General features: G+C 67.7%; 17 protein-coding genes and 6 pseudogenes. 10 read left to right on the top strand and 13 right to left on the bottom strand.

All coding sequences use genetic code 11. The features are described 5' to 3' along the window. The coding region (locus tag AB0C02_RS18885) for a hypothetical protein (protein WP_357549574.1) at positions 1–191 on the bottom strand (191 nt) is incomplete at its 3' end. A 459-nt stretch (positions 192–650) separates the two neighbouring features. Here AB0C02_RS18885 and AB0C02_RS18880 point away from each other — a divergent pair. The 3 genes and pseudogenes from AB0C02_RS18880 to AB0C02_RS18870 all read left to right on the top strand — a co-directional run. Continuing rightward, the gene (locus tag AB0C02_RS18880) at positions 651–1,628 is read left to right on the top strand and encodes a hypothetical protein (protein ID WP_357549573.1); all 978 of its coding nucleotides are present in this window, start codon (positions 651–653) and stop codon (positions 1,626–1,628) included. A gap of 348 nt (positions 1,629–1,976) precedes the next feature. Further along, entirely contained in the window at positions 1,977–3,230 is a 1,254-nt protein-coding gene (locus AB0C02_RS18875; RefSeq protein ID WP_357549572.1) for an IS701 family transposase, read from the top strand. A gap of 780 nt (positions 3,231–4,010) precedes the next feature. After that, positions 4,011–4,403 (top strand): annotated as a pseudogene (locus tag AB0C02_RS18870) (galactokinase); the annotation flags it as partial. A 34-nt stretch (positions 4,404–4,437) separates the two neighbouring features. Here AB0C02_RS18870 and AB0C02_RS18865 read toward each other — a convergent pair. Next, positions 4,438–5,730, bottom strand: coding sequence for an IS110 family transposase (locus tag AB0C02_RS18865; RefSeq protein WP_357549571.1), 1,293 nt, complete (start codon positions 5,728–5,730; stop codon positions 4,438–4,440). A 346-nt stretch (positions 5,731–6,076) separates the two neighbouring features. On the opposite strand from AB0C02_RS18865, the pseudogene AB0C02_RS18860 reads away from it, so the two are divergent. Beyond that, positions 6,077–7,476, top strand: a pseudogene (locus AB0C02_RS18860) (IS3 family transposase). Between the two features lie 155 nt (positions 7,477–7,631). On the opposite strand, the gene AB0C02_RS18855 reads toward AB0C02_RS18860, so the two are convergent. Continuing rightward, entirely contained in the window at positions 7,632–10,868 is a 3,237-nt protein-coding gene (locus AB0C02_RS18855) for a S8 family serine peptidase (RefSeq protein WP_357549570.1), read from the bottom strand. 377 nt (positions 10,869–11,245) lie between these two features. On the opposite strand from AB0C02_RS18855, the pseudogene AB0C02_RS18850 reads away from it, so the two are divergent. Both AB0C02_RS18850 and AB0C02_RS18845 read left to right on the top strand, forming a co-directional pair. Continuing rightward, a pseudogene (locus AB0C02_RS18850) lies at positions 11,246–11,296 on the top strand (hypothetical protein); the annotation flags it as partial. 82 nt (positions 11,297–11,378) lie between these two features. After that, positions 11,379–11,516 carry a YceI family protein gene (locus AB0C02_RS18845; protein ID WP_357549568.1) on the top strand — a complete coding sequence of 46 codons (138 nt, stop codon included), beginning with the start codon at positions 11,379–11,381 and terminating at the stop codon, positions 11,514–11,516. A 1,048-nt stretch (positions 11,517–12,564) separates the two neighbouring features. Here the strand turns inward: AB0C02_RS18845 and AB0C02_RS18840 are convergent. Both AB0C02_RS18840 and AB0C02_RS18835 read right to left on the bottom strand, forming a co-directional pair. Then, complete coding sequence (locus AB0C02_RS18840; protein ID WP_357549567.1) at positions 12,565–12,984, bottom strand: DUF4190 domain-containing protein; 420 nt, start codon at positions 12,982–12,984, stop codon at positions 12,565–12,567. A gap of 75 nt (positions 12,985–13,059) precedes the next feature. Further along, positions 13,060–13,188 carry a hypothetical protein gene (locus AB0C02_RS18835; RefSeq protein ID WP_357549565.1) on the bottom strand — a complete coding sequence of 43 codons (129 nt, stop codon included), beginning with the start codon at positions 13,186–13,188 and terminating at the stop codon, positions 13,060–13,062. 702 nt (positions 13,189–13,890) lie between these two features. Between AB0C02_RS18835 and AB0C02_RS18830 the strand changes: the two genes are divergently transcribed. Continuing rightward, positions 13,891–14,640: a hypothetical protein gene (locus AB0C02_RS18830; RefSeq protein WP_357549564.1), complete on the top strand. Its 750-nt coding sequence runs from the start codon at positions 13,891–13,893 to the stop codon at positions 14,638–14,640. 537 nt (positions 14,641–15,177) lie between these two features. On the opposite strand, the pseudogene AB0C02_RS18825 reads toward AB0C02_RS18830, so the two are convergent. Together AB0C02_RS18825 and AB0C02_RS18820 are read right to left on the bottom strand one after the other, a co-directional pair. Beyond that, a pseudogene (locus AB0C02_RS18825) lies at positions 15,178–16,387 on the bottom strand (tyrosine-type recombinase/integrase). 3 nt (positions 16,388–16,390) lie between these two features. Then, positions 16,391–16,600, bottom strand: coding sequence for a helix-turn-helix domain-containing protein (locus AB0C02_RS18820; protein ID WP_357549562.1), 210 nt, complete (start codon positions 16,598–16,600; stop codon positions 16,391–16,393). Between the two features lie 1,083 nt (positions 16,601–17,683). Here AB0C02_RS18820 and AB0C02_RS18815 point away from each other — a divergent pair. After that, complete coding sequence (locus tag AB0C02_RS18815) at positions 17,684–18,235, top strand: Hsp70 family protein (RefSeq protein ID WP_357549561.1); 552 nt, start codon at positions 17,684–17,686, stop codon at positions 18,233–18,235. A 58-nt stretch (positions 18,236–18,293) separates the two neighbouring features. Here the strand turns inward: AB0C02_RS18815 and AB0C02_RS18810 are convergent, their stop codons facing one another. Then, a complete protein-coding gene (locus AB0C02_RS18810; protein WP_357549559.1) occupies positions 18,294–18,818 on the bottom strand; it encodes a hypothetical protein in 525 nt (174 codons plus the stop codon). An 876-nt stretch (positions 18,819–19,694) separates the two neighbouring features. Between AB0C02_RS18810 and AB0C02_RS18805 the strand changes: the two genes are divergently transcribed. Both AB0C02_RS18805 and AB0C02_RS18800 read left to right on the top strand, forming a co-directional pair. Beyond that, positions 19,695–19,862 carry a hypothetical protein gene (locus AB0C02_RS18805; protein ID WP_357549558.1) on the top strand — a complete coding sequence of 56 codons (168 nt, stop codon included), beginning with the start codon at positions 19,695–19,697 and terminating at the stop codon, positions 19,860–19,862. Between the two features lie 8 nt (positions 19,863–19,870). Beyond that, positions 19,871–19,984, top strand: a pseudogene (locus AB0C02_RS18800) (IS5/IS1182 family transposase); the annotation flags it as partial. A gap of 254 nt (positions 19,985–20,238) precedes the next feature. On the opposite strand, the pseudogene AB0C02_RS18795 reads toward AB0C02_RS18800, so the two are convergent. The 5 genes and pseudogenes from AB0C02_RS18795 to AB0C02_RS18775 form a co-directional block, all read right to left on the bottom strand. Continuing rightward, positions 20,239–20,520 (bottom strand): annotated as a pseudogene (locus tag AB0C02_RS18795) (IS630 family transposase); the annotation flags it as partial. 128 nt (positions 20,521–20,648) lie between these two features. After that, positions 20,649–21,800, bottom strand: coding sequence for a hydrogenase expression/formation protein HypE (gene hypE, locus AB0C02_RS18790; RefSeq protein WP_357549557.1), 1,152 nt, complete (start codon positions 21,798–21,800; stop codon positions 20,649–20,651). Continuing rightward, a complete protein-coding gene (hypD, locus tag AB0C02_RS18785; protein WP_357549556.1) occupies positions 21,797–22,924 on the bottom strand; it encodes a hydrogenase formation protein HypD in 1,128 nt (375 codons plus the stop codon). Before hypD ends, hypE begins: the two co-directional genes overlap by 4 nt. Before the next feature lie 12 nt (positions 22,925–22,936). After that, positions 22,937–23,209 carry a HypC/HybG/HupF family hydrogenase formation chaperone gene (locus tag AB0C02_RS18780; RefSeq protein ID WP_357549555.1) on the bottom strand — a complete coding sequence of 91 codons (273 nt, stop codon included), beginning with the start codon at positions 23,207–23,209 and terminating at the stop codon, positions 22,937–22,939. A gap of 159 nt (positions 23,210–23,368) precedes the next feature. Beyond that, the gene (locus AB0C02_RS18775) at positions 23,369–23,572 is read right to left on the bottom strand and encodes a hypothetical protein (RefSeq protein WP_357549553.1); all 204 of its coding nucleotides are present in this window, start codon (positions 23,570–23,572) and stop codon (positions 23,369–23,371) included. Between the last annotated feature and the right edge of the window lie 2 nt (positions 23,573–23,574).

The raw sequence follows: 23,574 nt of genomic DNA, 5'->3' as shown, positions 1-23,574 counted from the left end.
GCGTTCCAGTGCTCCTCGATCAGGGCACCCACCATGCCCGCAACCAGATCAGCACACCAACCGACACGCTCGGCCAGCACCGCCCGGGACACGACCTCCCCGGACGCCTCATCCAGCCCCGTTCGCAGCAGCACACGAGCACACGCGGTCCGCACCGCCTCGCCGTCAGCCAACGCCAACTTCCGGCTCACCCGCCACCGTCCTGACACCACCCGGACTCGAATAGCAGACAAGCCCGGCTCTCCGCCGACCGCATCCCCAACAAAACGCCCGACAACGGAAATTCTATGACCACTGTGGATCAGTAATCAAACTGCTTAGCCTGCCAAGACTAGCGCAACAGGGCCCGCTGCTGGCCCACGCGCGTTTAGGTCCAGCAGCTGGAATCGCCAGTCGGGAAGCCGCGCCAGGTCAAGTGCTCCGCGGGTGATCACGATGCGGTGGCCGCGGCCGGGCAGCGTGTACGCAGGCGGGCGGGTAGTCGACGACGGGACGTGACCGAGCCGGCATCCTCCGTGCGGCTGTCCACTTCTGCGCCGTTCGGAAACCGAGACGCGCCAACGCTTTCTGCCCGTCAGCGGTACCAGTATGTTCGAACACCTGGCATGCCTTGAGGTTGCCAGATGCGAGCCTGACACCAGGAGCGGATAATGGCCAGCGAGCGTCTATGGGCGTGGGTTCGTGAGGGCGCGATCGCCCTGGTCGTTTTTGTGGTCTTCGACATCATCGGTGTCGTGCTGACCGTGATTGCGGACTTTACCGGGCTGCTGCACCGCACTCTGGAGACCAGCGCACCGTTGGGGTATGCGATCTGGTTCGTCGTGGCGGTGTTCACGTCGGTGACGCTGTACGTGCGTGATCCGGCCCGCAGCCGCGCCGAGGGCGTACGCGCGCTGGTCGCCGCCTCGGTGGTCGCGACGCTCATCGGGCTTGCCTCTTCCCTGGTATGGGGATGGACCGGCGAGCCGGTTGCGCCCGACCATCCCGGTATCACGATCACCTGGCTCGCCACCTCGGTCTTCGCCGCCGTCGTGTGGCACGTGGTCATGCTTAGCGAGTCGCGCCCGCGCACGAAGAACGCCACCGGCACGCCGACCGCGGCACCCGCGCTCGTAACAGCCGCGCCTGCCTCGGCCACGAAGCCCGTTCGGCGCCCGCGGTCTGGCGAGCAGGACACGGAGTTCAGGCGGGCGGGAGTCTTCGCTGCTATCGGCTGGATCGTCGGGATGACCATGTTGGTCTTCCTCGACGCCTGCTTCTTCGTCCTGGCCCCGTTCGGCGGAGCGTTGCGCCCGCTGACCGATCCCATCCTGACCGCCGCCGTCGTACTCGGACCGTTGTGGGGCGTAGCGGCGGCCCTGTGGCCGATCCCGCGCGGTGCGATCCTTCCTCTACACGCACCCGCGCTCATCGGTTCGCTATTCTGGCTGTTCGCGATCATCAGCGGCGGCGTTGTCTCCGGCATGTTCGGCATCACTGACGAAATCGACGCCGGTCTGAAGGCCGCCGCGACTGTGGCGTTCGCGTGTGGTGCTCTTCTCGGTCTGGCCGCCACGTTCGGCTGGTACCTCGAATTGCGAGAGGGCCGCTCGAAGGCGCGCGCAGACGGCGCAGTGACCGCTCGGTGAGAGCGTTGGTCGTGACGTGAACAATCTGGCTATACGTGGCGCGTAGTGTCAACGCCGGTCGAACCTTGGATCTGGCCCAAATTCATTGATCGAAGGTGGCCCCTGGCGACACGTAGATCCAATGTGCGCGATGCGGCGGGTGTGCCGACGACCTCGTTAATGTGTTGCTGCCCCATCTGGCCGGCTTAATACTCCAACGTCACTGGGCTTCGTCGTTGGGCGTGGCGTGGGCATGAGGGCGGCCACCGCGGTGATCATCGATGGTTTGTGAGGACAACCGAAGATCGTGCGGTGGCTGCGGGCCACAGCCTAGACCTTGACCGGTGGCGGGTCATCCTGGACGAGGCGGTGACGCGTGTCGCTGCCCGGTTCGTTCGCGCGGAGCCGCGTGCGACGGCGGCGCAGTTCGTGGAAGGACTGCTGTCGGGCGTGGAACGCAAGACCTGCTGGTCCCTGGCGGAACGGGCGGGTCACGCCGATCCGCAGGCGATGCAGCGGCTACTGCGAACGGCGGTGTGGGACGCCGACTCCGTCCGAGACGACATCCAGGCCTGGCTGATCGAGCAGCTCGGCCACCCCGACGGTGTCCTGGTCATTGACGAGACCGGGTTCCTCAAGAAAGGGGTGCGCTCGGTCGGGGTCCAGCGGCAGTACACCGGCACCGCCGGTCGCATCGAGAACAGCCAGGTCGGGGTGTTCCTGGCCTACGTGTCACCCGCCGGGCGGGCGCTGATCGACCGCAGGCTCTACCTACCCGAGACGACCTGGTGCCAGCGGCCCGACCGGCTCGCCGCCGCCGGCGTCCCCGACCAGGTCGGGTTCGCCACGAAACCGGCCCTGGCCCGGCAGATGATCGCCGCCGCGTTGAACGCCGCCGTCCCGTTCGGGTGGGTGACCGGCGACGAGGTCTACGGCGCCGACCCCGGCCTACGCGATGACCTCGAACAGCACGGGGTCGGCTACGTCCTGGCCGTCGGCTGTGACCGACGCGTGCACGTCAACGACGGCCGCACCCTCGTGCGGGTCGACGAGATCGCCGAACGGATCCCCACCAGCGAGTGGCGGCTGCACAGTTGCGGGCCGGGAGCGAAAGGACCCCGCGACTACCTGTGGGCCTGGATCACCACCGCCACCAGATCGGGGGAGCACAGGTGGCTGCTCATCCGCCGCAACCGGACCACCGGCGAGCTGGCCTTCTACCTGTGCTGGGCGCCTCGCCCGGTGCCGCTGCACACCCTCGTGACCGTGGCCGGCTCCCGGTGGAGCATCGAGGAGTTGTTCCAGACCGGCAAAGGCCAGGTCGGCCTGGACCACTACCAGGTCCGCGGCTGGACCGGCTGGCACCGCTTCATCACCCTGGCCATGCTCGCCCTGGCCGTCCTGACCATCCTCGCCGCTCAGCAGCCCGATGCCGGCCCGGAGATCATCGCGTTGACCGTCGCCGAGATCCGCCGACTCCTCAACGCCTTCGTCCTCGCCACACCGCTACCACCAGCGCACACCGTCCATTGGTCGATCTGGCGACGAACATCCCAAGCCCGAGCCCGACAATTCCACTACCAGCGCAGACTCGGTCACTACGCAAGCCGGAAGATCAAGTGACGTTGGAGTACTAAGGGTGGGCTGAGACAGCCTCAATCGGACTCTCCGTCTGAGAACTCGTACGCCTAGGTAAGTGGCCGCGCGGCGGTATCAGCTGCTCCGCATACCGCCGGGCGGTTCGCCGTGGGGTGCCACGTCCAACCCGCCCCGCGCCAACCCGCGGCACTCGACCGGCAGGGGCCGCGGTTGTCGGTCCTCTGCCTGCTCCCAGAGCCGAACCACCTAAACGGCGTGCTGTGGTCGCCGAGCGTGTCGGCGCCTGGGGACCAGATGGGGACCACACGGTATGCGCGATGGTGGCCGGCATTCCCTGTACTGCACGGCTTGATCGTGGGAATAGCGTGCGTGACGTGCAGGAACGCTTAGCGAATCGTCCTGGGGGTCAAGGGGTCGTCGGTTCAAATCCGGCCGTCCCGACCGGTTGACCTGGGGAGATGGAGATCTTCCCAGGTAACGGCGGTAACATCCGGTAACGGATGATCTTTGATGGCAGTAACCGCGTCGCGGATTGGTCGTCGAGCCCTCCACCGTCACCCGCTCTGGCCTGCGGCTTCGCGCTGATCGCGGATGGATCGGCATATTGCTTCCTTGATTTCGCGTTAAGTGCTGCGGATGTTGCTAGGTGTCGCTACGTCGGGACGCTCCACGTTTTGGCGGTGAGAGAGCGCGCAAGGCCAGCGACCTTATCGACGAGCTGTCCCGGCTGCGCCGTGAGGCGTTGGACGAGATGGTGTCGCAGGAGAGGACTCATGTGCAGATCGCCCAGGTCGTCGGATGACCCGCCGGGTCCGGCACGCGGTCACCGAGGACCAGCGGGTGCTCGACACGGTCGCGCTGCTGCGTGCCGGCCGGGTAGGTGACGTCGGCCCGCTGCTGACCGCCTCGCACGCCTCGATGCGGGACGACTTCGAGATCACCGTGCCGGAGGTCGACATCGCGGTCGAGGCGGCCCTGGCCGCCGGGGCGTACGGCGCCCGGATGACCGGCGGCGGCTTCGGCGGCTGCGTGCTCGCCCTGATCGAGGCGTCCACCGCCGACACCGTCTCGGCCGCCGTGGCCGGCGCGTACGCCGAGCGCGGCTACGCCGCCCCCGGCGCGGTCACCGTCGTCCCGGCCCCCTGTCTGACCCGAAAATCGGTCAGTGAGTGGGCAGGCGGCAGCGGCCCGGTGTAGCGCAGCGGAGCCGGGCTCGTCGTCTTGGTGTGGGTCAGGCTGCTGCGGTCTCGATGATGATGGCCTTGCTGTTGTGGATGACGATCTTCTGCCCGGTGACGGCTTGCAGGGCGGCGGCGAGGTTGCGGGCTCGGCGTTCGGGATTGATCCGGGTTTCGTAGTAGTCCGCGCCGAGGTCGTGGAAGGTGGCGGTGGGGTCGGACAGCAGGTGCCAGGCGATGGTCAGCATGGAGTTGCCGACCGCGACCATCGCTTTGCCTTTGCCTCGGCGTCGGGCGATCCGCCTGTAGCGGGCGCCCAGGAACGTGTGGCTTCGGGTGAGCGCTCCGGCGGCGTTGCCGAGGGTGGCGGCCAGCCAGGGGTTGCCCTTGGGACGTCTCTTCTGTTTCTTGGTGCCGGCGGACTCATGGACGGCGGGGGCGAACTTCGCCCAGGACACCAGATGGGCAGCGGTGGAGAACCGGGTCATGTCGACCCCGATCTCGGCGATCAGTTCGGCTGCGCCGATCCGACCGACGCCGGGGACCTCAGCCAGTTGCTCCACCTGACGGCAGAAAGGGGCGACCAACTCCTCGATCTGTTTCTCCAATGCGGTGATCTGGGCGGTGAGCCGGTCGATGTTGTCCAACATCATCGCCAGCAGAACGGCGTGGTGGTCGGTGAAGAACCCGGTCAGCGCCTCGCGTAGGACGGCGATCTTGCCGCGCATGCTGGCGCGAGCCAGATCAGCGAGTGCCTTCGGATCGCGTTGTCCCGCAGCCAGGGCATTCAGCATCGCCCGCCCGGAGACCCCGAAGATGTCGCTGATCACGGAGCTGAGCTTGATCTGGGCGTCTTCCAGCAGCTTCTCCACCCGCTGCTTCTCCCGTGACCGGTCGCGCACCAGGCTACGGCGGTAGCGAGTGAAGTCTCGCAGCCGGCGGATCGGTTCCGGATGCACCAACGAGGGCCGGAACATGCCCCGCTCGGCGACCTTGGCCAACCACACCGCGTCGGCCTTGTCGGTCTTGGCGCGGCCTGGGACGTTCTTGACCTCCCGGGCGTTGGCGACCTGGCAGTCGAAGCCCTCAGCCTCCAGCAGGAAGTACACCCCCTTCCAGTAGTCGCTGGTCGACTCCATCACCACCGTGGTGACCTGGTTACAACGCAGCCAGTCCGCCAGTTCCAGCAGCTGAGCGGTCCTGGTCGGATAGGTGCGCACCTCCTGCACCCGCCGCCCTGGCTTACTCGGGTGCGGTAGCCGCACGCACGCCTCCAGCACCGCCTTACCCAAGTCCAGCGCGGCGATCCGCTCGACATAGAGTCCCTGCCCGCCGTCTTCTTCCACCACGACCTCCCTCACGCTCAGAGCGACGTTGGGACGGACGTGATCGCCCACGGGGGCCACAGGGAACGGGAGAGTCGGACCCTCGTGCTCGTGGCAACAATGCGCAGCCCCTCGAAACGGCCCCCGGCGTCAAACTGTCAGACGGCCTCACCTGCGCCAGAGACACGCGACGTCGGCGGGCGACCACAGCCCGATTTTCCCGCATGCGCGGCGTCTCGACGAGACCCCTGAACTGTCAGGGTGAGTTGAGGCCAGCGGCTCATAGCAAATCCGCCGGACAGGGCGAGTTCAGGATCGAGAGGCTTTGAATACTGCTGTTGACGTCGCGACGGCCCAGGATGGGGTCATGAGTGGCAAGAAGGGTCCGCGTTCAGGCGGGCCGCGGGCACGCCGGTCGTTCACGCCGGGGCAGAAGCTGGAGCTGCTGGCCGCGTATGAGCAGGCCGTCGCGGCTGGTGAGGGCGGTGCGTTCCTGCGGCGTGAGGGCTTGTACTCGTCGTTGATGTCGGAGTGGCGCCGGGCCCGCGACGCGGGTCTGTTGCAGGGCAAGCCGGCTGGGGAGACGGTCGGGAGGCCGTCGGCGGAGCAGGCCGAGATCGCCCGGTTGCGCCGTGAGCTGGAGTTGGCGCAGGCGAAGCTGGCACGGACCGAGACGGCGTTGACGATCATGGGAAAAGCGCGCGAGCTCTTGGAGGACATCTCCAGGAGCGAGCCGGACGGTCCGGACGTGTTCGGGCTAGGCAGGCGCTGATGGCCGCCTATCATGCGCTGACCAGCGCGAGGATCACGACGCGGGACGCGAAGCGGCTGACCGGGATCGCCCGGTCCAGCGCCGAACGCGACCGGCGGCGGCCGACACCGGCGGCGCCGGTGCGGCGAGCGCCGGCGAACGCGCTCACCCCGGCCGAACGTGGGCAGGTCCTGCGGCTGTTGAACAGTTCGGAGTTCGTCGACGCGGCCCCGGCCCAGATCTACGCGGCGTTGCTAGACCAGGGCGTGTACGTCGGTTCGATCGCCACCATGTATCGGGTTCTGCGCGAGCACGCGCAGGTTCGCGAGCGTCGCCGGCTGGCCCGGCACCCGGCCCGCCGGCGTCCCGAGCTGGTCGCTGACGCGCCGCGGCAGGTCTACACCTGGGACATAACGAAGCTGGCCGGACCGGTGAAGGGCGTCTACTACGACGCCTACGTGATGATCGACATCTACTCCCGGTACATCGTCGGGGTCCGTGTGCACGCCCGCGAGTCCGGCCCCCTCGCGGAGTCGATGATGCGCGAGGTGTTCGGTGTCCACGGCGTCCCGCACGTCGTGCACGCCGACCGGGGCACGTCGATGACGTCGAAATCGGTGGCTGACCTGCTTGAAGACCTCGACGTGGCCCGCTCGCACTCCCGGCCGAAGGTGTCCAACGACAACCCGTACAGCGAGGCCTGGTTCAAGACGTTGAAGTACGCGCCAGTCTTCCCGGACCGGTTCGCGTCCCTCGCGGACGCACGAGCTTTCATGAACAGCTTCGTGACCTGGTACAACCACGCTCACCGGCACTCCGGGATCGGCCTGCACACCCCCGCCGACGTCCACCACGGCCGTCACCACACCGTCCGCGCCAACCGCGAGGACACCCTCGCCGCAGCCCGGACAGCGCACCCGGAACGGTTCGGCACCACCCGGCCCCTGCCCAAGATCCTCGACCTGCCCGAACAGGTCTGGATCAACAAGCCCGAGCCGCAACGACAAGCCGCTTAACTCCCGTTGGCCTCAATCCCTTGACACGTTCCGGCCGGCGGCGTCACCCGCCTCGGCTGATCGGCCTGCCCGGACGGTCGACACGGGTGCGGGCCGTACTCCCCGTGGAGCTGGGGCCCTGGCGACCTCGGTCGCCAGGGCCCCTCATCCGATGATCAGCGCAGCTCGTACGCCCGGATGACGGTCTGGTCGAAGGTGTTGCCCTTCGTGTCCGTGCCCGAGGCCTTGAGCGATACGAAGCCGGCCGCCTTCGGGTGGGTCACCTGCACCTGCCACGACCCGCCGAGGTGCAGCACCGGCACGTTCTTCCAGGTTTTCCCGTCGTCGTAGGACACCTGCACGGTCAGCTTGACCACCTTCCCCGAGCCCTCGGTCTGGGTGATCGTCACCGGGTAGACGGCCACGCTGCCGGCCTTGCCGACGTTGTGGTCGTCCAGTGGCGGTGCGAAGCTGACCGCGGTCAGCGGCAGCGCGGTGGGCTTGTCGGTGTGCGCCGAGCGGAACGTCCAGCTCACCGACAGCTTGGTGGTCAGGCGTGCGTCGCGTTCCAGGCTGCCGTCGAAGCGGAACGCCGCCCCGGCCGGGTCCACGTCCTCGACGTACATGCCCGGAAAACCCTGGTTGTACTCGGCGATCAGCTTGCCGTTGCGGTAGAGCGCCCCGTGCCCGGAGGTGATCTGCCCGAAGCCGGCCCGGCCCTGGCCGTCGCCGAGCAGCCCGGGGCAGATGCACATGGCATCGCCCTCGCGCAGCGCCGGCACCCTGCCGGGATAGAACGGTGCCACGCTCGGCCCGAACACACCCTTGTTCCACTGCTCCTGGTAGGTGCGCCCGGCGCGGTAGGTGGTGGGCAGGCCGCCGTGGTCGGTCAGCGTCTCCCACCAGTCGTCGTCGGGCGGCAGCTCCACGATCAACTCGTTCTGCCATGGCGCGTCACCCGCGTAGAACTCGGTGTGGGTGGACGGAAGCGGAGTCTCCAAGGCGAAGGACCAGCCGCTGTCGCCGCCCGTTGGCGCGAAGGAGAACAGCTTCACGCCGGTGCTGCCCGGCACCACCACCGCATGCGAGGCCCGCACCGTGGCGAGGTCCGTCGGCCGCAGGTGCTTGACCAGCCCGCTGAGCAGGCCGTTCTTGCTGTGCCAGCCCACGTTGTAGACGTCCGGGGAGATGCCCTGCTCGTCGACCTTGACCAGCATGCCGCTGAACTGCGAGCTCAGGCCCTTCGCCGGCTTGGGCCCGATCAGCCTGCTGAAGATCGAGCCGAAGTCGTCTTTCTGGACTCCAATGTGGAGACTGGTATCCGCGCCCACGGTGTAGGTCGTGCTGAACGCCGCCAGCATTGGCACCGCGTTCGGGTCGGGCACCGTGACGTCGAAGCCCTTCGCGCCGCGGCCGTCCATCGACACCGTCGTCGGCCCGTTGATGGTCAGCTCCGGATACACCAGCTGCGAGGTGCCGAGACGGCCCCCGTTCTCCTCGTCGACCCAGCTGAACGCGAAGTACTCACCCGGGGAGAGGCGCAGGTCGTTGCTCGCGCCGAAGACCACGTCACTCCAGCTCAGATCCTTGCGCAGCAGCACCGTCATCGCGTCGTCGGCCGGAGCGCCGCCGCGTTCGGTCGCGGTGACCTTCACCGGGTACTTCAGCTCCTCGCGTACCACGCCGAAGGGCGTCTGCACCGAAACGCCCGACGCCGTCGCCGTGACCTGGCCGCCGAGGCCGCCGGTAACGTCACCACCCTGACGGGTGTCGGCACTCAACGTCACCGACGCCTGCCCACCCGCCGGCACGGTCACCGTGTCGGTGCTCAGCGAGAAGATCCCGGCCGGCGCGTCGGTGGTCAGCCCGAGCCGCAAGGTCACCGGGGCGCTGCCGCTGTTGTGGTAGGTGACCGTGCTGCTGCGCACCTCGTCGTTGTCGTGCGGCCACTCCTGCAACCCGAACGTCACCGACGTCGGCGTCGTCGTCACCTGCTGGGTGATCGCTCGGGCCACGTCCACCCGGCCCGCACCCTGCGCGAACACACCGACACCGTGCGACGGCTTGGCCGAGGCCATCAGCGTCGACTTGAGCTGCGCCGCGGCCCACTGCGGGTGGGCCTGGCTCAGCAGCGCGGCCGCGCCCGCGACGTGCGGAGTCGCCATCGACGTGCCGTTCAGCGGCATGTAGAGCTGACCCGGCTCGCCGAGGAAGCCGTCCTTGCTGCGCGCCGCGACGATGTCGACCCCGGGCGCGGCGATCTCAGGCTTCACCGCCCAACCATCGGCACTCGGACCCCGACTGGAGAAATCGGCAAGCTCATCGGACTTCGTGAACGCCGCCACCGCCAGCGCCGCCTCAGCGGTCGCCGGGGAGTTAACAGTCCCGTCGTCCCCGTTATTGCCCGCCGCGATTACGAAAAGCGTGCCGTGCTGCGCCGTCAGGCTGTTGACAGCCTCCGCAAGCGGGTCGACCTTGAGACCGTTCGACCCGCCGAGGCTCAGGTTCACCACACTCGCCCCGGACTCGGCGGCCCACTGCATGCCGGCCATGATCCACGACTCCGCGCAGCCGCGCTGGACGCAGACCTTCCCGTCCAGCAGGGACGCACCCGGTGCGACACCCTTGTACTTCCCACCGGAACCGGCGCCGCTGCCCGCGATGGTCGACGCGACATGCGTGCCATGCCCGACCAGGTCGCGGTCGTCCTCCACGCCCTCGGTGAAGTTCTGCCGCGCCGAAACCTTCCCGACCAGATCAGGGTGCGTGGCATCGACGCCCGTGTCGAGCACCGCGACCCGCACCCCCGTGCCGTCGAAACCAGCCGACCAGGCAGCGGGCGCACCGATCAGCGGGACACTCTGATCCAACGCCGGCTCACGTACCGCGTCGAGCCAAATCTTGCCCGCGCCCAGCTTGCTGCGAGTCGCCTGCCAACGCGACGCCAGTGACTCAATCGGCGTCTCGGCCGCGAAACCCCGCACCGCGGGCAGCCGCCGCTGCACGGCCAGGCCGGGCGCGGCGGCAGCACCGGACACGATCAGCGGCAGCGACGACGGACGCGCGTCCTGCGCCGCGAGCAACTCGGTCAGGTCGAACAGCCGTTGGTCAAGCCGGTCCGCCCGCAGCAACGGCATCGCGTCGGACGGGATCACGTACTGGTGCTTTCCGGTCCGGTAACTCTGGAACGTGATGCCCTTGCGCGGCGCGATGCCGAGGCGGCCGTCGCCGGCCACGGTCACCCGGTCACCGGTGATCAGCGTCACCGTCCTGGACTCGCCGGTGGCGGCCGTCGGCATGACCGCCTGCGATGCGGCCACCGGCCTGGCGCCGGCGATGCCGGGCGCGCCCGTCAGCAGCGCGACGACAACTCCCCCGGCCAGCAACGCTCTTGTGCTTCTGCTGGATCGCATGCGCCTCCCCGTTCCTTTTGACAATCCACCATGGACTAACACTTGTAGTGACGGTCGGACGGCCCGATGCGTTGCCAGGAACGACGAGAACCCTCGAATGCCGTTGCGAGCGGGCGCTGGTGAGCAGCCAGCCGGCAATCTTTCCGGCTCAGGTCGCCCGCCGGGCATTAGCGATCAAGGCAGCGGTCAACGCCCGGCCGGGTCGCGGGCGCCACCGCTACCTGGCCTCGGAGCACCGCCTGGCAGCCGGCAGCATCCACGGGGCGGTGCTATCGGCAGCGCCCAGACGGTCAGCCGGCCTCGACGATCATCCCGGTGCCGACGGTGCGGTTGGTCGCCTCGTCGATGATGATGAAGCCGCCGGTGGTGCGGTTGCGCTGGACGTCGACCGCCACCCGGCTGCCACCTTCGAGTCCGCCCGCGTCGTCGCCGGTGGCGACTCCGTCACCATCAGCGGAACGCTCACACTGCACGGGGTCGCGGCCCCTCGTCGACGTCGAGGTACGCGAGGTGACACCCGACCGGTACCGCGCCACCGCGGTGGTCGCTCAGTCGGCGTACGGGATCAAGCCGTACTCGGCTTTTCTCGGCGCGCTCAAGGTCCGCGACGACGTCGAGGTGGAGATCGAAGTCGACCTCGGATGCTGAACTGATTCGATGTGAGCTGACCAGTTCAACAAAGGGGCACTGCGGCGTAAAGGAGGGCCGTCACGCCGTGGGGGTGCAGCGCCAGCACTCGGGCACCGCCGGAAAGATCGATAAATATCAGCTGGTGGCTCATCTGGTCTATGCCACCGGGGGCCGGTCACGCCCTGGTCGACGCGGCGCTCCATCTACCGAAGGTGCGGTGCTCGGACGCCTTCGCAGTCCTATCCTAGGACGCCTTGCGGGCTGTGTTTTTCCTCAACAATGCAGCCTGGAAGGGGCGGCAGGGCGGGTCCTTGACCATTCGCCGTAACGGACCCGGTAACGGCGAAGGCTCGCCGGCGGGGGAGCGGCCGACATGGGATGGCATTAAGGCTAATGCACGATGCCGTTCTGTCCGGTTATATGGATGTATCGAGCTGTTCCGGCATGGCGTGACAGAATCGTTGTAAAACTGGGGGTCAAGGGGTCGTCGGTTCAAATCCGGCCGTCCCGACAGCATGAAATAGCAGGTCAGGAGGCTGGTCCGAAACATCGGGCCGGCCTTTCTGGCTTCCTGGGGGCCACTCGGGTCAGTGCGCCATCCGGTAGCGCTCCTTGACCGTTGGTCAAGTCTCAAGCCTCCAGCCGGGATGCCTGCCGAATCGTTCGCTCTCTGCATCAAGGCGGCCCGCAAAGCGGGCCGCGCAGGCCCGGCCCCGGCCTGCTGGCGACCTCCGGCCGGCATCGGCCGGGCCGGCCGGCCACGCTGCGAGACGACAAGAGCTGTTTGCCCTCCGGGCAGGGATCTACGACAGAGATGGGGGAAGCCCGTCCGGACGGTGCGGTAGTCGGTGGTTGCGCGGGTCGCCATCTCCACCATGAGTCCCAGGCAGAGCCGAGCAGACCAGGGGCCAGGGTGCCAAGGTCGTTCGTCCGGTAGGGCGCTCCACCTTGTCCCCGTCCAGGGAGGCTGGACGGTCTCCAACTGCCCGACGAGGAGATCCGCTAGCTTTGCCGATCAACAACATCGACGTTCGCTGAAGTCAAGGCCCCGGACGTTCACGACTCATCAGCAGGGGTCGGGCGGGAAGCAGGTGTAAGACGACCAGCCCATCACCATCAGATACACGAAGGAGAAGGCCTGGGCCGCAAATATGGCTGTGCCTGCCACGCACGCGGCAATCGCCATGCCGCGACCACGTTGGCCAGTCGTCTTGATCTGCTTCAGTCCCACTGCGCCTACGGCAATCGCGCAGACGCCGAGCAGCAGCACAGGGATTAGAAGTCTGATGTCCAGGTCTATCAGCTCGGTATAGCCCGCGCTGATGTACAGCAGCGGAACCAGGCCCATGCAGCAGGCCACGATCGCCAGAGGGTTGTACCTCCGCTGAGCCTCGGAGAGCTGACCGGTCATGGCACGCCCTACCTTCTGTTCGCCGCTCGGATGCTCCGGCTTCGGCGCCACGAGGCCCGCCCGTCCGAGGATCATGAATGGAGGCACCAGGATGGATCATGCGGGCGGGCAAGGGAAGGACGGCCGAGACTTAGGCCGGCTGCCCGACGGTCACGATTCACCACGTGACCGGCGCTTGTCGCCGTCGCGGATCGCATGCCGGACAGCCAGGCGAATCACCCAGTAGAGGACGAACAGGCTCAGGACGTAGAGGAGAACGGCTGCGACAGACTGGTCCATGATCGCGAACTATAGGGATCGGCCGCCGTTGTCGCTACAGCCACTTGTAGAGCGAAGACCACGCGAAGGCCGCCGGGCCATACGTGGGCCAGTAGCCGTGGCGCGCAGCGGGCACGAGCGGGCACGAGACGCAACCGGCCCGGCCGCCGCCCGCAGGTGTTTCGGGCATCACGGCCGCTTGAGCACGCTGTTCCAAACTGACGGTGTCGTCACCGCCCACAGCCGGCCATCGAGGGGAGCAGCCCGGCGTGCCATTAGCGTGCCATTAGGCGAGGACAACAGGGGCCAGCCGAGGCCACGAGAGTCTGTCGAGACCAGGCCGCCGAGCCGGTGGCCTGCCGGAGATCGACAATTCCCAAGCTGACGTCGACCCGTGCCCGCGAGCGGTCAACGGCGGTCAGCTCCTGGACGTGGCGGCCAGCGCGATGGCCAGGCGCGAACACGCCCTTCGCCACCATGATCACGCGAGTAATGACAGAAAGCTCCGACAGCGGGACTCCCTCGTAGATGGCTGGTCTTGGTCGACAAGCCGTTCTACCGGAGTCCCGCTACCTCGTTACCATCACCCTCCGCTATGCTCAGACAGCCCTTGACACCAGCCCAAACGCCTCAACTTCACGGCCTTGGCCTTTAGGCACAGGAGCCGTTTACGTGGGCGCGGACCAGCGGCATGGCCTTTGACGGCATCCCTAGAGTGATCGGATGCGATTGATTCGGGGGATGGCGGCCACTCTGGCCGTCGGTGCGACGTTGGGCACCGCCGCGGCTGTCGTCAACAGTGTGCCGCTGCTGCTCGGCGAGGGTGGCAGAGCCCGTGCGGACCGGGGCGCCTGGTCGCAGACGGCGGAGTTCGCCAGCCTGATCCTCGACTCGGGTTGGGCGTGGGCCACGATGGCTGTGGCCGTGGGTTGGCTGGTGAGCAGGGGTCTCCGACCGGTGGTGGGGGCGCTCGCCGGGGCGCTGGCGGGATGCGTCGCGCTCATCGACGCCACGATCGTATACGGCGCGGTGCCCATGCTGTTCCCGTTTCAGCAAGGCTTCGAATGGGGGCAGATGCCATTCTGGTTGGTTGCAAGCGTGGTGTTGGGATTGCCTCTCGGGGCGGTGGGGGCCACCATCCGGCGTCCTGGGCCGATCGGGGCTCTCGCGGCACTCGTCGCTCCCGTCGGTGCGGCTCTCAACATGGTGGTGCTGCCACCGCCAGCGGAGAGCCCTGTGGCGGATTCGGTCATGCTGACCGTCTGGGGAGGTGCCGCGACGGCCACCGTTCTGGTCCTGGTGTTTGCCGTCCGCGCCAGGCGGAGGGGTGATCGCGGCCCTGGCGCCGTCGTGGTGTCCGGGGCTCTGGACGACAACGTTGGTGGGGTCGTCAGCGGGTCAGAGCCAGTGCAAGAGCGAGGCGACCGGGACTGTGGCCTAATATCGCCTGCGCCCACTCGCCGACGGCCTTGAATCTCACAGACGCCGGCAGACCGGGCGGTGGGCGGCGGGTCGGGCCATCCACGGGCCAGTAACCGTCCTTCCTGGTGGGCACCAGCGGGCACGAGCGGTCACCGGACTACCTCCCTCAAGCAGGCTTTCCGGGCCGCCCGGTTGAGCGCGCTCTTCCAAACTGACGGTGCGGTCGTCACCGCTACGCCGCCAGCGGTCGAGGGAGCAACCCGGCATGCCGTTGGCCGAGGACAGCCGAGGCCACAAGAGACGCCTGGGGCCGGCCGGGGGACCAGGTGGGGACCACACGTCATGCGCGATGGTGGCCGGTATGCCGTCTACTACGGGACTTGATCTTGGGCATAGCGTGGTTGACGTGCGGGAACGCTTAGCGAAGCGTCCTGGGGGTCAAGGGGTCGTCGGTTCAAATCCGGCCGTCCCGACAGAGGAAAAAGCCCTGACCAGCGGAAATGCTGGTCAGGGCTTTGACTTTCTTCTATGGAGTTTTGAACCTCCCCCCGAAAACCCCCCATTTACCGGGTGCGGCAATCAGGTTCGTCATCGGTGTGCATCGTTGGGTGCTGCGGGTGGGTGCTGCCCGTTGGGGTTGGTACCGAGTCGTTCGAGGATGTCGGAGACGTCCGGGGCTTGGATGGGCTTGGCGATGTAGTAGGTGTCGGTGACCTCTTCGCTGGAGTGTCCGAGCTGCGCCGCGGCGCTCTTGGTGTCGGCCTCTTCCTTGATGAGGGTGGCGACGGTTTTGCGGAAGGTGTGGGGGGTGACCCAGGCGAGGTCGGTGTCGGCGCGGGCTTGGCGCCATTGACGGCGCACGTTGTTGGGGGAGAGCCAGGTGCCGCGTCGGGAGGCGAAGATCGCGTCGTGGGGGTTGTCGGGGGCGACGAGTTTGCGGGCCAGGAGCATGCTGACCGCGAATCGGGGCAGCACGACCATTCGGTAGCCGGCGTCGCTTTGGTCCAGGGTTGTCGGAAGAAGCCTTTGCCTGTGACGAATGCGAGCGTGCCGCAGATTGTCAGGGTTGGTCGTTCGGCGGCGAGGTCTAGGTCTTCCCAGCGTAGGGCGAGGATTTCACCGATGCGGGCGCCGGTGGCGAGCATGAGGTCGACGATGTCGGCCAGGTCGCCGGTGTGTCGTGGTCCGGGCTTGCCGGGACTGGTTGCTGCCATTCGCGGATCGTCGTACGGACGGCTTGGAGGTGTTCGTCGTTGAGGGCGACGACTTTGCGGCGGGGTTTGCGTAGCCGGCTGGTGTCGCGGACGGGGTTGGTCGGGATCGCGCCGTGACGTACGGCCAGCGCGAACATTTGACCGAGGACGACTTTGGCAGCCTTGGCCGTCGAGGGGTGGTCCTTGGCGATGTCGCGGAGGAACCGGTCGAGGCGGCCGACGCTGGCCTCCCGGATCCGGAGGTCGCCCAGGGCGGGCAGGATCGCCGTGCGCAGGCTGGTCTGGTACCGGTGGATGGTCTGTGGCGCGATCCGCTCTTCGGGGGTGATCTCTTCGACCCACAGTTCGGCGAGTTTGCTGACGCGGGTCTCGCGGGTGATTTCGTCGTCGTTGGGGGTGGTGCGGTCGCGGAGTTTGATCTTCAAGGCTCGTTCGGCGGCCGGGCCGGTGGTGCCGGTGGCCTCGATGTCGCGGGTTTTGCCGTCGTAGTCGCGGAAGCGGGCTCGTGCGCGGAACCGGTTGGGGCCGAGTTTCTCGGTGCGGATCTTGCCCCAGGTGCCGATTGGCAGTTCGGGTCGGGCCATGGCTTACCTTTCGGCGTCGGTGTGGGCGTCGAGCCAGCGTTCGACCTCGCTGCGCCGGTAGCGCAGGGTGTTGCCGACGCGGATGGCGCGGGGTCCCTTGCCTCTGCTGTGCCAGGCGTAGAGGGTGTTCTTGGGTTTGCCCAGCCAGGCGGCGAGGTCGCCGATGGTCAGGAGGGGGTCTGGCCGCCATTCGGGGCCGGTCGGGCCGTTCATTGCCGACCTACCGGGTGGGGCGTATCGGGCTGGGGGCGCGACGTGGCACGGCCGGCAGGCCGCCCGTGGCCGATGGCGTCTGGCGGTGCGGGCGCGGGGACGGGCAGGGGATAGGGCGGGCACGGATCGGGTGTCCTTTCAGGTTCCTGGTCTGATTGGGATCGGGGTCCGATGGCGCTACCGCCGCGACGGGCGGTGGTTTGCGCCGGTTGTGAACGTTGATCGACGCGTTGGGTCCCGAGGCCGTCAAGTCCGTCGTCGGCCTGCGGCGTGACATTCCGTGGGTTCGTTGGCTTGGCGGAGGGGCTGGAGTGTCTCTGGCTAGGCGGACCACTTGCCGGGGTCGTCTGGGTGGATTCGATGTAACTTTGGGAATTTTGAAGCGTTGGCACGGTGGTTGGCCTTTCGGCTTGTGTCAGTGAAGGTGGAGTGCCTGGGTTGGCGCTGGCGGCGGTGCGGATCTGCGGGAGCGCCGCAGGCCGGCGTCGGTGGCCGAGTTGGTGTAGTTCGAGACCGATGTGCTGGCCGGGTTCGTGCTAGCGGGGGCCTCGGGTGGGCTGCCTGATGCGACGGGGTGGCGTTCGTAGTCGCGGGCCAGCCAGCGGCATGCGGTGAGCCGGAACAGGGTGCGCTGCGCAACCCAGCGGTGTTGGTGGACGGCGAAGCCCGCTGATCGGCGGGTATCGCGGACGACCTCCCGCGTGGTGCGCAGTGTGTCGTGGGTCTATGGGTTCGATCCCCTTCGGCCGCGCAAGATCAAAGAGCCTGACCTGCGGAAACGCAGGTCAGGCTCTTTGCTTGTTCGTCCCTTGTAGGCGTATCGCTGCTCGGTGCTTGCCCGCCCGACGGGCATCCCCTACGTCCCGGCCGGTCCGGGGGTTCCCGGGGCGTCCGGTCCGGTCCAGCGGGCGCTGGGGCTGATGATCACCGAATCAATCGTGGGGATAGAGCAACGGCTTCCTAAGACCGTGCTCGATCTGTTATTGCAGCTAATCTACCTGCAGATCTGCCATTCCATTCCTTTGTTGCTGGTCGCGCGAACATATTGCTGTGCTCGCTTGCGGAAGATCTGCAGGGCCAGTGATGCACAGCCCGTATTTTTGGGTGGTTCGGCGTGTCGGTGCTGCGGGTGCCAGTTGTGCATTACCGGCTACAGCAGCCTATTCACATGCTTGGGCGCCTCCCGGACCATTCGATGGAGGTCTTCACTGCGCCGGCGCCGCGAAGCGCGCCCTGGCAGAGCGGGCCGCGGTGACTCTGCCGCTGCCGCAAGGGTCCGCGGTGGTGCTCAACACCGGCTTGCTGGAACAAGCCGCCCACCCAGCCCTACACCGTGTCGCCAAGTTGACGATGGAGGCGATTGCAGCCGCAGAGATCGCCGTCGGCGACCTCGCCGGCATCTACTGCGTCGGCGGTGTCTCCCGGATGCCGCTCCCGCAGAAGGTCCTCACCGAGACCGTCGGTGTCACGCCGACCGTGGTCCCCGACCCTGACAGCGCTGCGGTGTGGGGTGCCGCGGACGCGGGCGCCGTCGACGCCACAGTGGCCGGCCCGCCGGTCGAGATGCCGGTGCCGCCGGTACGACGGGCGGCCGCTATCGCCGTGCCGGGATTAGCAGCCAACAGAGTCCGCTAAGATCGAACACCCGCCCGCTACAGCGACTTAGCCAACAGAGTCCTTGCTGGAGCCCTGCTCAGTCATCGAGTTCCACCCACTCTTCGAAGGTCTCGCCGTCAGGTTCGCGCTGAGTGCCGCCCCGCCGTACGTCGGTGGCGGGGGTGGCGATGCTTCGCACCGACTCTCCGTACCTATCCGTCCGGCGGTGGATCACTTCATCCGCAGGAGGTGCAGGCCATACCTCGATCCGATAGTGCTCGACCGGAGTGCGGACGGTCCCGTCGATGTCGGTGTCGCGGCCTTCGGCGTAGACACGAACGCGGTATGTGCCGGGACCGGCAGCGCCGAGGGCAGGCAGCGGCACGACGTCCTCGAATGACCTGATCCGCAGGTGTCCGGTCGGGGCGGTGAAGCTGACCTCGGCAATTTCCTGCCACGGCCGGGAGTCGTCGATCCTGTCGGGCGCCTGCTCACGGCTGACCGCTCGCACATCAACAGGCCCGGTGTGAATGCCCGTGTAGACCGACGCCCCGTGCCCGCACGGATGGACCAGTCCGTTGCCCTGGCCGGGATCGTCCAGGGGCCAGTCATCTCCGTCCACGATCCCGAAGGTGTGATACGTGACGAACAGCCGTCCGCCGTCGTTGTGTCTCTTCATGGCCTCTGATCCTGCCGCAGGCGGCGTGGAGCCCAGCCAGGCCGGCTGGACTCCACGCGGGTGGCTAGGAGATTCTGACCCGGAACTTGTCGGTCTTGAGGATCCTGTTCTGTGAGTAGAAAGTTTGCAGGACGCGACCTCCCTTGCCGTTCTGTGACGCGTTGATCATGCATCGGCTGTACCCGTGGGGTCCGGTCGACGACGAACCAGGTACCGAGCACCAGGTGAACGTCCGTGGACCGCCGCCGCCGGTTGACGCTCGCTGGTAGGAGCTGGCGAAGGGATATTCGTCGCACGACTTATTGGTGGGTCGCGTCGGGCTTGCCGGACAGGCCAGTCGGCGGTTGTCCTCAATCGAGGTGTTGCTCGTGAGACGGGTTAGAGGCGTGCCTTTGGGGTACTTGCCATCCAGACCGGAGTTCTGCGCGTCACCGATGTGACGTGCGAGTTCGGGGTAGGAACCGCTACGCGAGTAGGTCAGCACCGGAGTGACGCCGGGAACGACACAGCCAACGCTGTTGGGATAGCCCTTGAGTTGGCGGTCGCAGCGCACCGGCGGTGTGGTGGGATAGAGGTTGATGCCGGACGAGCCGCTGGCGGTGAGGCCGTAGCTCCATGTCGCCGTTGCCTTCGAACTCTTCCCCTTCGCGACAGTCGACTCGATGGTTCCGACACCGTCGACCTTGTTCAGCAGACTCAGGGGCGCATCTTTTGAATCGCCACTTCACCTTACATCCGTGGGAGCACTTCAGCCGACGATCGGCCCCGATCTTGAGGCCGAGGGTGTCACCATTTCTCTGGTAGACGGACCTGGTCCGCGTGTGCGAGGGCCGCGACCCGCAACCGACCGCGGAGATCATCGACTCCCAGTCGGTGCGCGGCGCGGACACCGTGCCCCCTACCAGCCGCGGCTACGACGCGGGCAAGAAGATCAACGGAACGAAAGGCACCTCGCCGTGGACACCGGCGGCCTGCTGCTGGCCGTGAGCGTCACGATGGCCGGACTGCAGGACCGCGACGCCGCCCACCGACTACTGACCCGGCTCCGCGAACGCTTCACCACCGTCACCCTGGTCTGGGCCGACGCCGGATACGCCGGACGGCTCCTGGTCTGGGCCCGCAACGTCCTGCACGCGACTGTCCAGATCGTCAAGCGCACCCGAGCCACGCTTCGTCGTCCTGCCCCGCCGGTGGGTGGTAGCGAGAACGTTCGCCCGGATCAGCAAGCATCGCCGCTGCGTACGCGACTACGAAACCAAACCCGACCACCACGAAGCCATGATCTACATCGCCATGATCATGACAATGTCACGCCGACTCGCCCGCACCGGCAACTGGTAACCGAAGTTCCCGGACGCTCACTGAGGAAGGCCAGGAATTCGCTGTTGCGGTGTCGGGGGTGGCGGGCATCCGCGGTGATCCGCCCGGTGGCGACATCGAGGGCGGCGAACAGGGTGGTGGTGCCATGGCGTCTGTGGTCGTGCGTACGGCGTTCGGCCTGGTCGAAGCGCATGGGAAGCAGTGGCGCGGCCCGGTCCAACGCCTGGATCTGGGACTTCTCATCGACGCAGACCACCACGGCGTTCCGGGGCGGGTCCAGGTAGAGCCCCACCACGTCGCGGATCTTCGACTCCAACTGCGGATCGGTGGCGTGGCCACCACCACGGCCGCCTCGTCGATGACCGGAGGCCGCCCCGACCGAGGCAGGTCAGCCAGCGCATCGATCCCACCAGCCTCGTACCGAGCCCGCAAGCTGCGAGCGGCGGGTGGACGTCAGCAGATGCGGGGGAGCGGATCGCCGACGAGCATGTCGACGACGCGGGTGCCGCCGAACGCGGTTCTGAGCAGCACGAGGCCGGGCGGATCGGCGGCGACATGACCGATCACGCTCGCGTCCTCGCCGAGCGGGTGGTTGCGCAGCGCCGCCACGGCCGCCTGGGCCTGCGCGCCGTCGACCACCGCGACGAGGCGTCCCTCGCAGGCGACGTAGAGCGGGTCGATGCCGAGCAGTTCACAAGCCCCGGTGACGGCGGGACGCACCGGCACCGCCGCCTCGTCGACGACGACGGCCAGCTCCGCCGCCTGCGCCACCTCGTTGAGGATCGTCGCGACTCCGCCCCGGGTGGCGTCGCGCAGCAGCCGCACGCCGGGTGCCGCGTCCAGCAGGGCGGCCACAAGCTCGTGCAGGGGCGCGGTGTCCGAGACGAGGCCGGCCTCGATGTCCAGTTCGCCGCGGGCGAGCAGGATGGTCACCCCGTGGTCGCCGATCGGGCCGGAGACGATGACCGCGTCGCCGGGCTTGACCTGTCCGGTGCCCAACCTCACCGGCCGCTCCAGCAGGCCGACCCCGGCGGTGGTGATGTAGCAGCCGTCGGCCTTGCCCCGCTGCACCACCTTCGTGTCGCCGGTGACCACCTGGACACCGGCGTGCCGGGCCGCCGCCGCCATTGAGTCGGTGATTCGCCGCAGGTCGGTGACCGGAAAGCCTTCCTCGAGGATGAACCCGGCCGCCAGGTACAACGGACGGGCGCCGCTGACCGCGAGGTCGTTGACCGTGCCGTTGACGGCGAGGTCGCCGATGTCCCCGCCCGGGAAGAACAGCGGCGACACCACGTACGAGTCGGTGGTGAAGGCCAGCCGGTCGACGCCCGGGCACAGTACGGCCGCGTCGTCGAGCGTCTCCAGGGTCGGGTTGCGGAACGCCTCGACGAAGATCCCTTCGACCAGCGTACGGGTCGCCTTTCCGCCCGCGCCGTGTGCGAGGGTGATCCGGCTCTCCCTGACCTTGGGCCTGCGTCGGCGGGCCCGTTCGATCCGTTCCAGCACCTGCTGCTCCGGCGAGAGCCGGTCCGGTGCCTGCTCGGTCAGGGCCTCGGCCTCGGCCACGGCGCGTTCGGCCCAGTCGGCCGTGCGTTCGGTCGTCATACTCGCACCGCCTCGGTCAGCCGCTGCCGGGTGAACCGGCCGAAGTTGTAGTAGGCCGCGCAGGCGCCCTCGGAGGAGACCATGCACGTGCCGATGGGCGTCTCCGGTGTGCACGCGGTGCCGAACACCTTGCACTCCCAGGGCTTGAGCACCCCCTTGAGCACCTCGCCGCACTGGCAGGCCTTCGGGTCCGCCACCCGCACCCCGGGCACGTCGAAGAGCCGCTCGGCGTCGAAGGCCGCGTACTCGTCGCGCATCCGCAGCGCGGAGTGGGAGATGAAGCCGAGTCCGCGCCACTCGAAGTAGGGGCGCAGCTCCATGACCTGCCCGATGGCCTCCAGCGCCCGCAGGTTGCCGTCCCAGGGGACCACCCGGGTGTACTGGTTCTCCACCTCGCAGCGGCCCTCGGCGAGCTGCTTGAGCAGCATGAAGACCGACTGCAGGAGGTCCAGCGGCTCGAACCCGGCGCACACCAGCGGCTTGCCGTAGTCGCGGGCGATGAACTCGTACGGCCGGCACCCGATGACCGTGGAGACGTGCCCCGGCCCGAGGAAGCCGTCGAGGCGTAGGTCCGGTGAGTCGAGGATCGCCTTGATCGCCGGCAGGATCGTGACGTGGTTGCAGAAGACCGAGAAGTTGTCGATCCCTTCGGCGGCGGCCCGCAGCACGGTCATCGCCGTCGACGGCGAGGTCGTCTCGAACCCGATCGCCATGAACACGACCCGGCGGTCCGGGTTGGTCCGGGCGATCTTCAAGGCGTCCAACGGCGAGTAGACCATCCGGATGTCCGCGCCGGCGGCCTTGGCGTCGAAGAAGGAGCCGTTGCCGCCGGGGACCCGCATCATGTCCCCGAACGCCGCCATGATGACCCCGGGCTCGTGGGCGATCGCGATGGCGTCGTCCACCCGGCCCATCGGGATGACGCACACCGGGCAGCCCGGCCCGTGCACGAGGGAGACGTTCTCCGGTAGGTAGTCCTCAAGTCCGTGCTTGTAGATGGTGTGCGTGTGGCCGCCGCAGACCTCCATGAACTTGTACTGTCGGCCCGGCTCGCACAACGCGGCGATCTGGGTGGCCAGTGCCTGGGCCCGGTCCGCGTCGCGGTACTCGTCAACGAAACGCATCTGGTCGTTTCCCTAGGTGATGTCGGATTCGGCGAGCGCCTGCAGCTCGTCGGTGTACGCCTGGCCGAGGCCGTTCAACAGCGTCAACGTGGCGGCGGCCTCGGCTTCGTCGATCTTCGACATGGCGAACCCGACGTGGACCAGCACCCAGTCGCCGATGCCCACCTGGTCCTGACCGAGCAGGCCGATGTTGATTGCCCGCCGGACGCCCACGACGTCCACGATGGCGAGGTCGTCGCGACCGGCCTTGATCTCGACGATCTCGCCCGGGATTCCTAGACACATCGGCTGGTTCGCCCTCTCCGCTCACATCTTTTCGATCTTGATGTAGCGCCGCAGCGCGGGCAGTTCCTTCCAGAACAACCCGACGACGGCCACGCCGGCCAGCAGCACGAACAGCTTCCGCATGGCTTAACTCCTCTTCGGTCGGCGCACCGGACCCGCTCAGCCCGGCGGCAGGTTCGGCATGATCGGCAGGATCGGGCCGTGCTTGTCGGGTCGGATGCCGGTCGACCGGTGGGCGTCCACCGTCCCGTCATCGTGATGGCCTGCCTGCTTCCTGCGCCGCGAGTTGCCCTCTTCCACACCTTTGGTGTGCGCCGGCGCGTCGAGTTCGACATCGGGCTTGCCCACTCGGATCTCGCCCATTC

The organism is Micromonospora sp. NPDC048999 (assembly GCF_040649295.1).
Lineage (GTDB): Bacteria > Actinomycetota > Actinomycetes > Mycobacteriales > Micromonosporaceae > Micromonospora.
This window is presented reverse-complemented; position numbering and strand designations above follow the sequence as displayed.

Coding starts and splice junctions, on each gene's coding strand:
- AB0C02_RS18830 (WP_357549564.1), top strand. CDS start 13,891: ATGCGATTGATTCGGGGGATGGCGGCCACTCTGGCCGTCGGTGCGACG.
- AB0C02_RS18775 (WP_357549553.1), bottom strand. CDS start 23,572: ATGGGCGAGATCCGAGTGGGCAAGCCCGATGTCGAACTCGACGCGCCG.
- hypD (WP_357549556.1), bottom strand. CDS start 22,924: ATGCGTTTCGTTGACGAGTACCGCGACGCGGACCGGGCCCAGGCACTG.
- AB0C02_RS18820 (WP_357549562.1), bottom strand. CDS start 16,600: ATGAACGGCCCGACCGGCCCCGAATGGCGGCCAGACCCCCTCCTGACC.
- AB0C02_RS18815 (WP_357549561.1), top strand. CDS start 17,684: ATGCACAGCCCGTATTTTTGGGTGGTTCGGCGTGTCGGTGCTGCGGGT.
- AB0C02_RS18840 (WP_357549567.1), bottom strand. CDS start 12,984: ATGATCCTCGGACGGGCGGGCCTCGTGGCGCCGAAGCCGGAGCATCCG.
- AB0C02_RS18835 (WP_357549565.1), bottom strand. CDS start 13,188: ATGGACCAGTCTGTCGCAGCCGTTCTCCTCTACGTCCTGAGCCTGTTC.
- hypE (WP_357549557.1), bottom strand. CDS start 21,800: ATGACGACCGAACGCACGGCCGACTGGGCCGAACGCGCCGTGGCCGAG.
- AB0C02_RS18855 (WP_357549570.1), bottom strand. CDS start 10,868: ATGCGATCCAGCAGAAGCACAAGAGCGTTGCTGGCCGGGGGAGTTGTC.
- AB0C02_RS18880 (WP_357549573.1), top strand. CDS start 651: ATGGCCAGCGAGCGTCTATGGGCGTGGGTTCGTGAGGGCGCGATCGCC.
- AB0C02_RS18780 (WP_357549555.1), bottom strand. CDS start 23,209: ATGTGTCTAGGAATCCCGGGCGAGATCGTCGAGATCAAGGCCGGTCGC.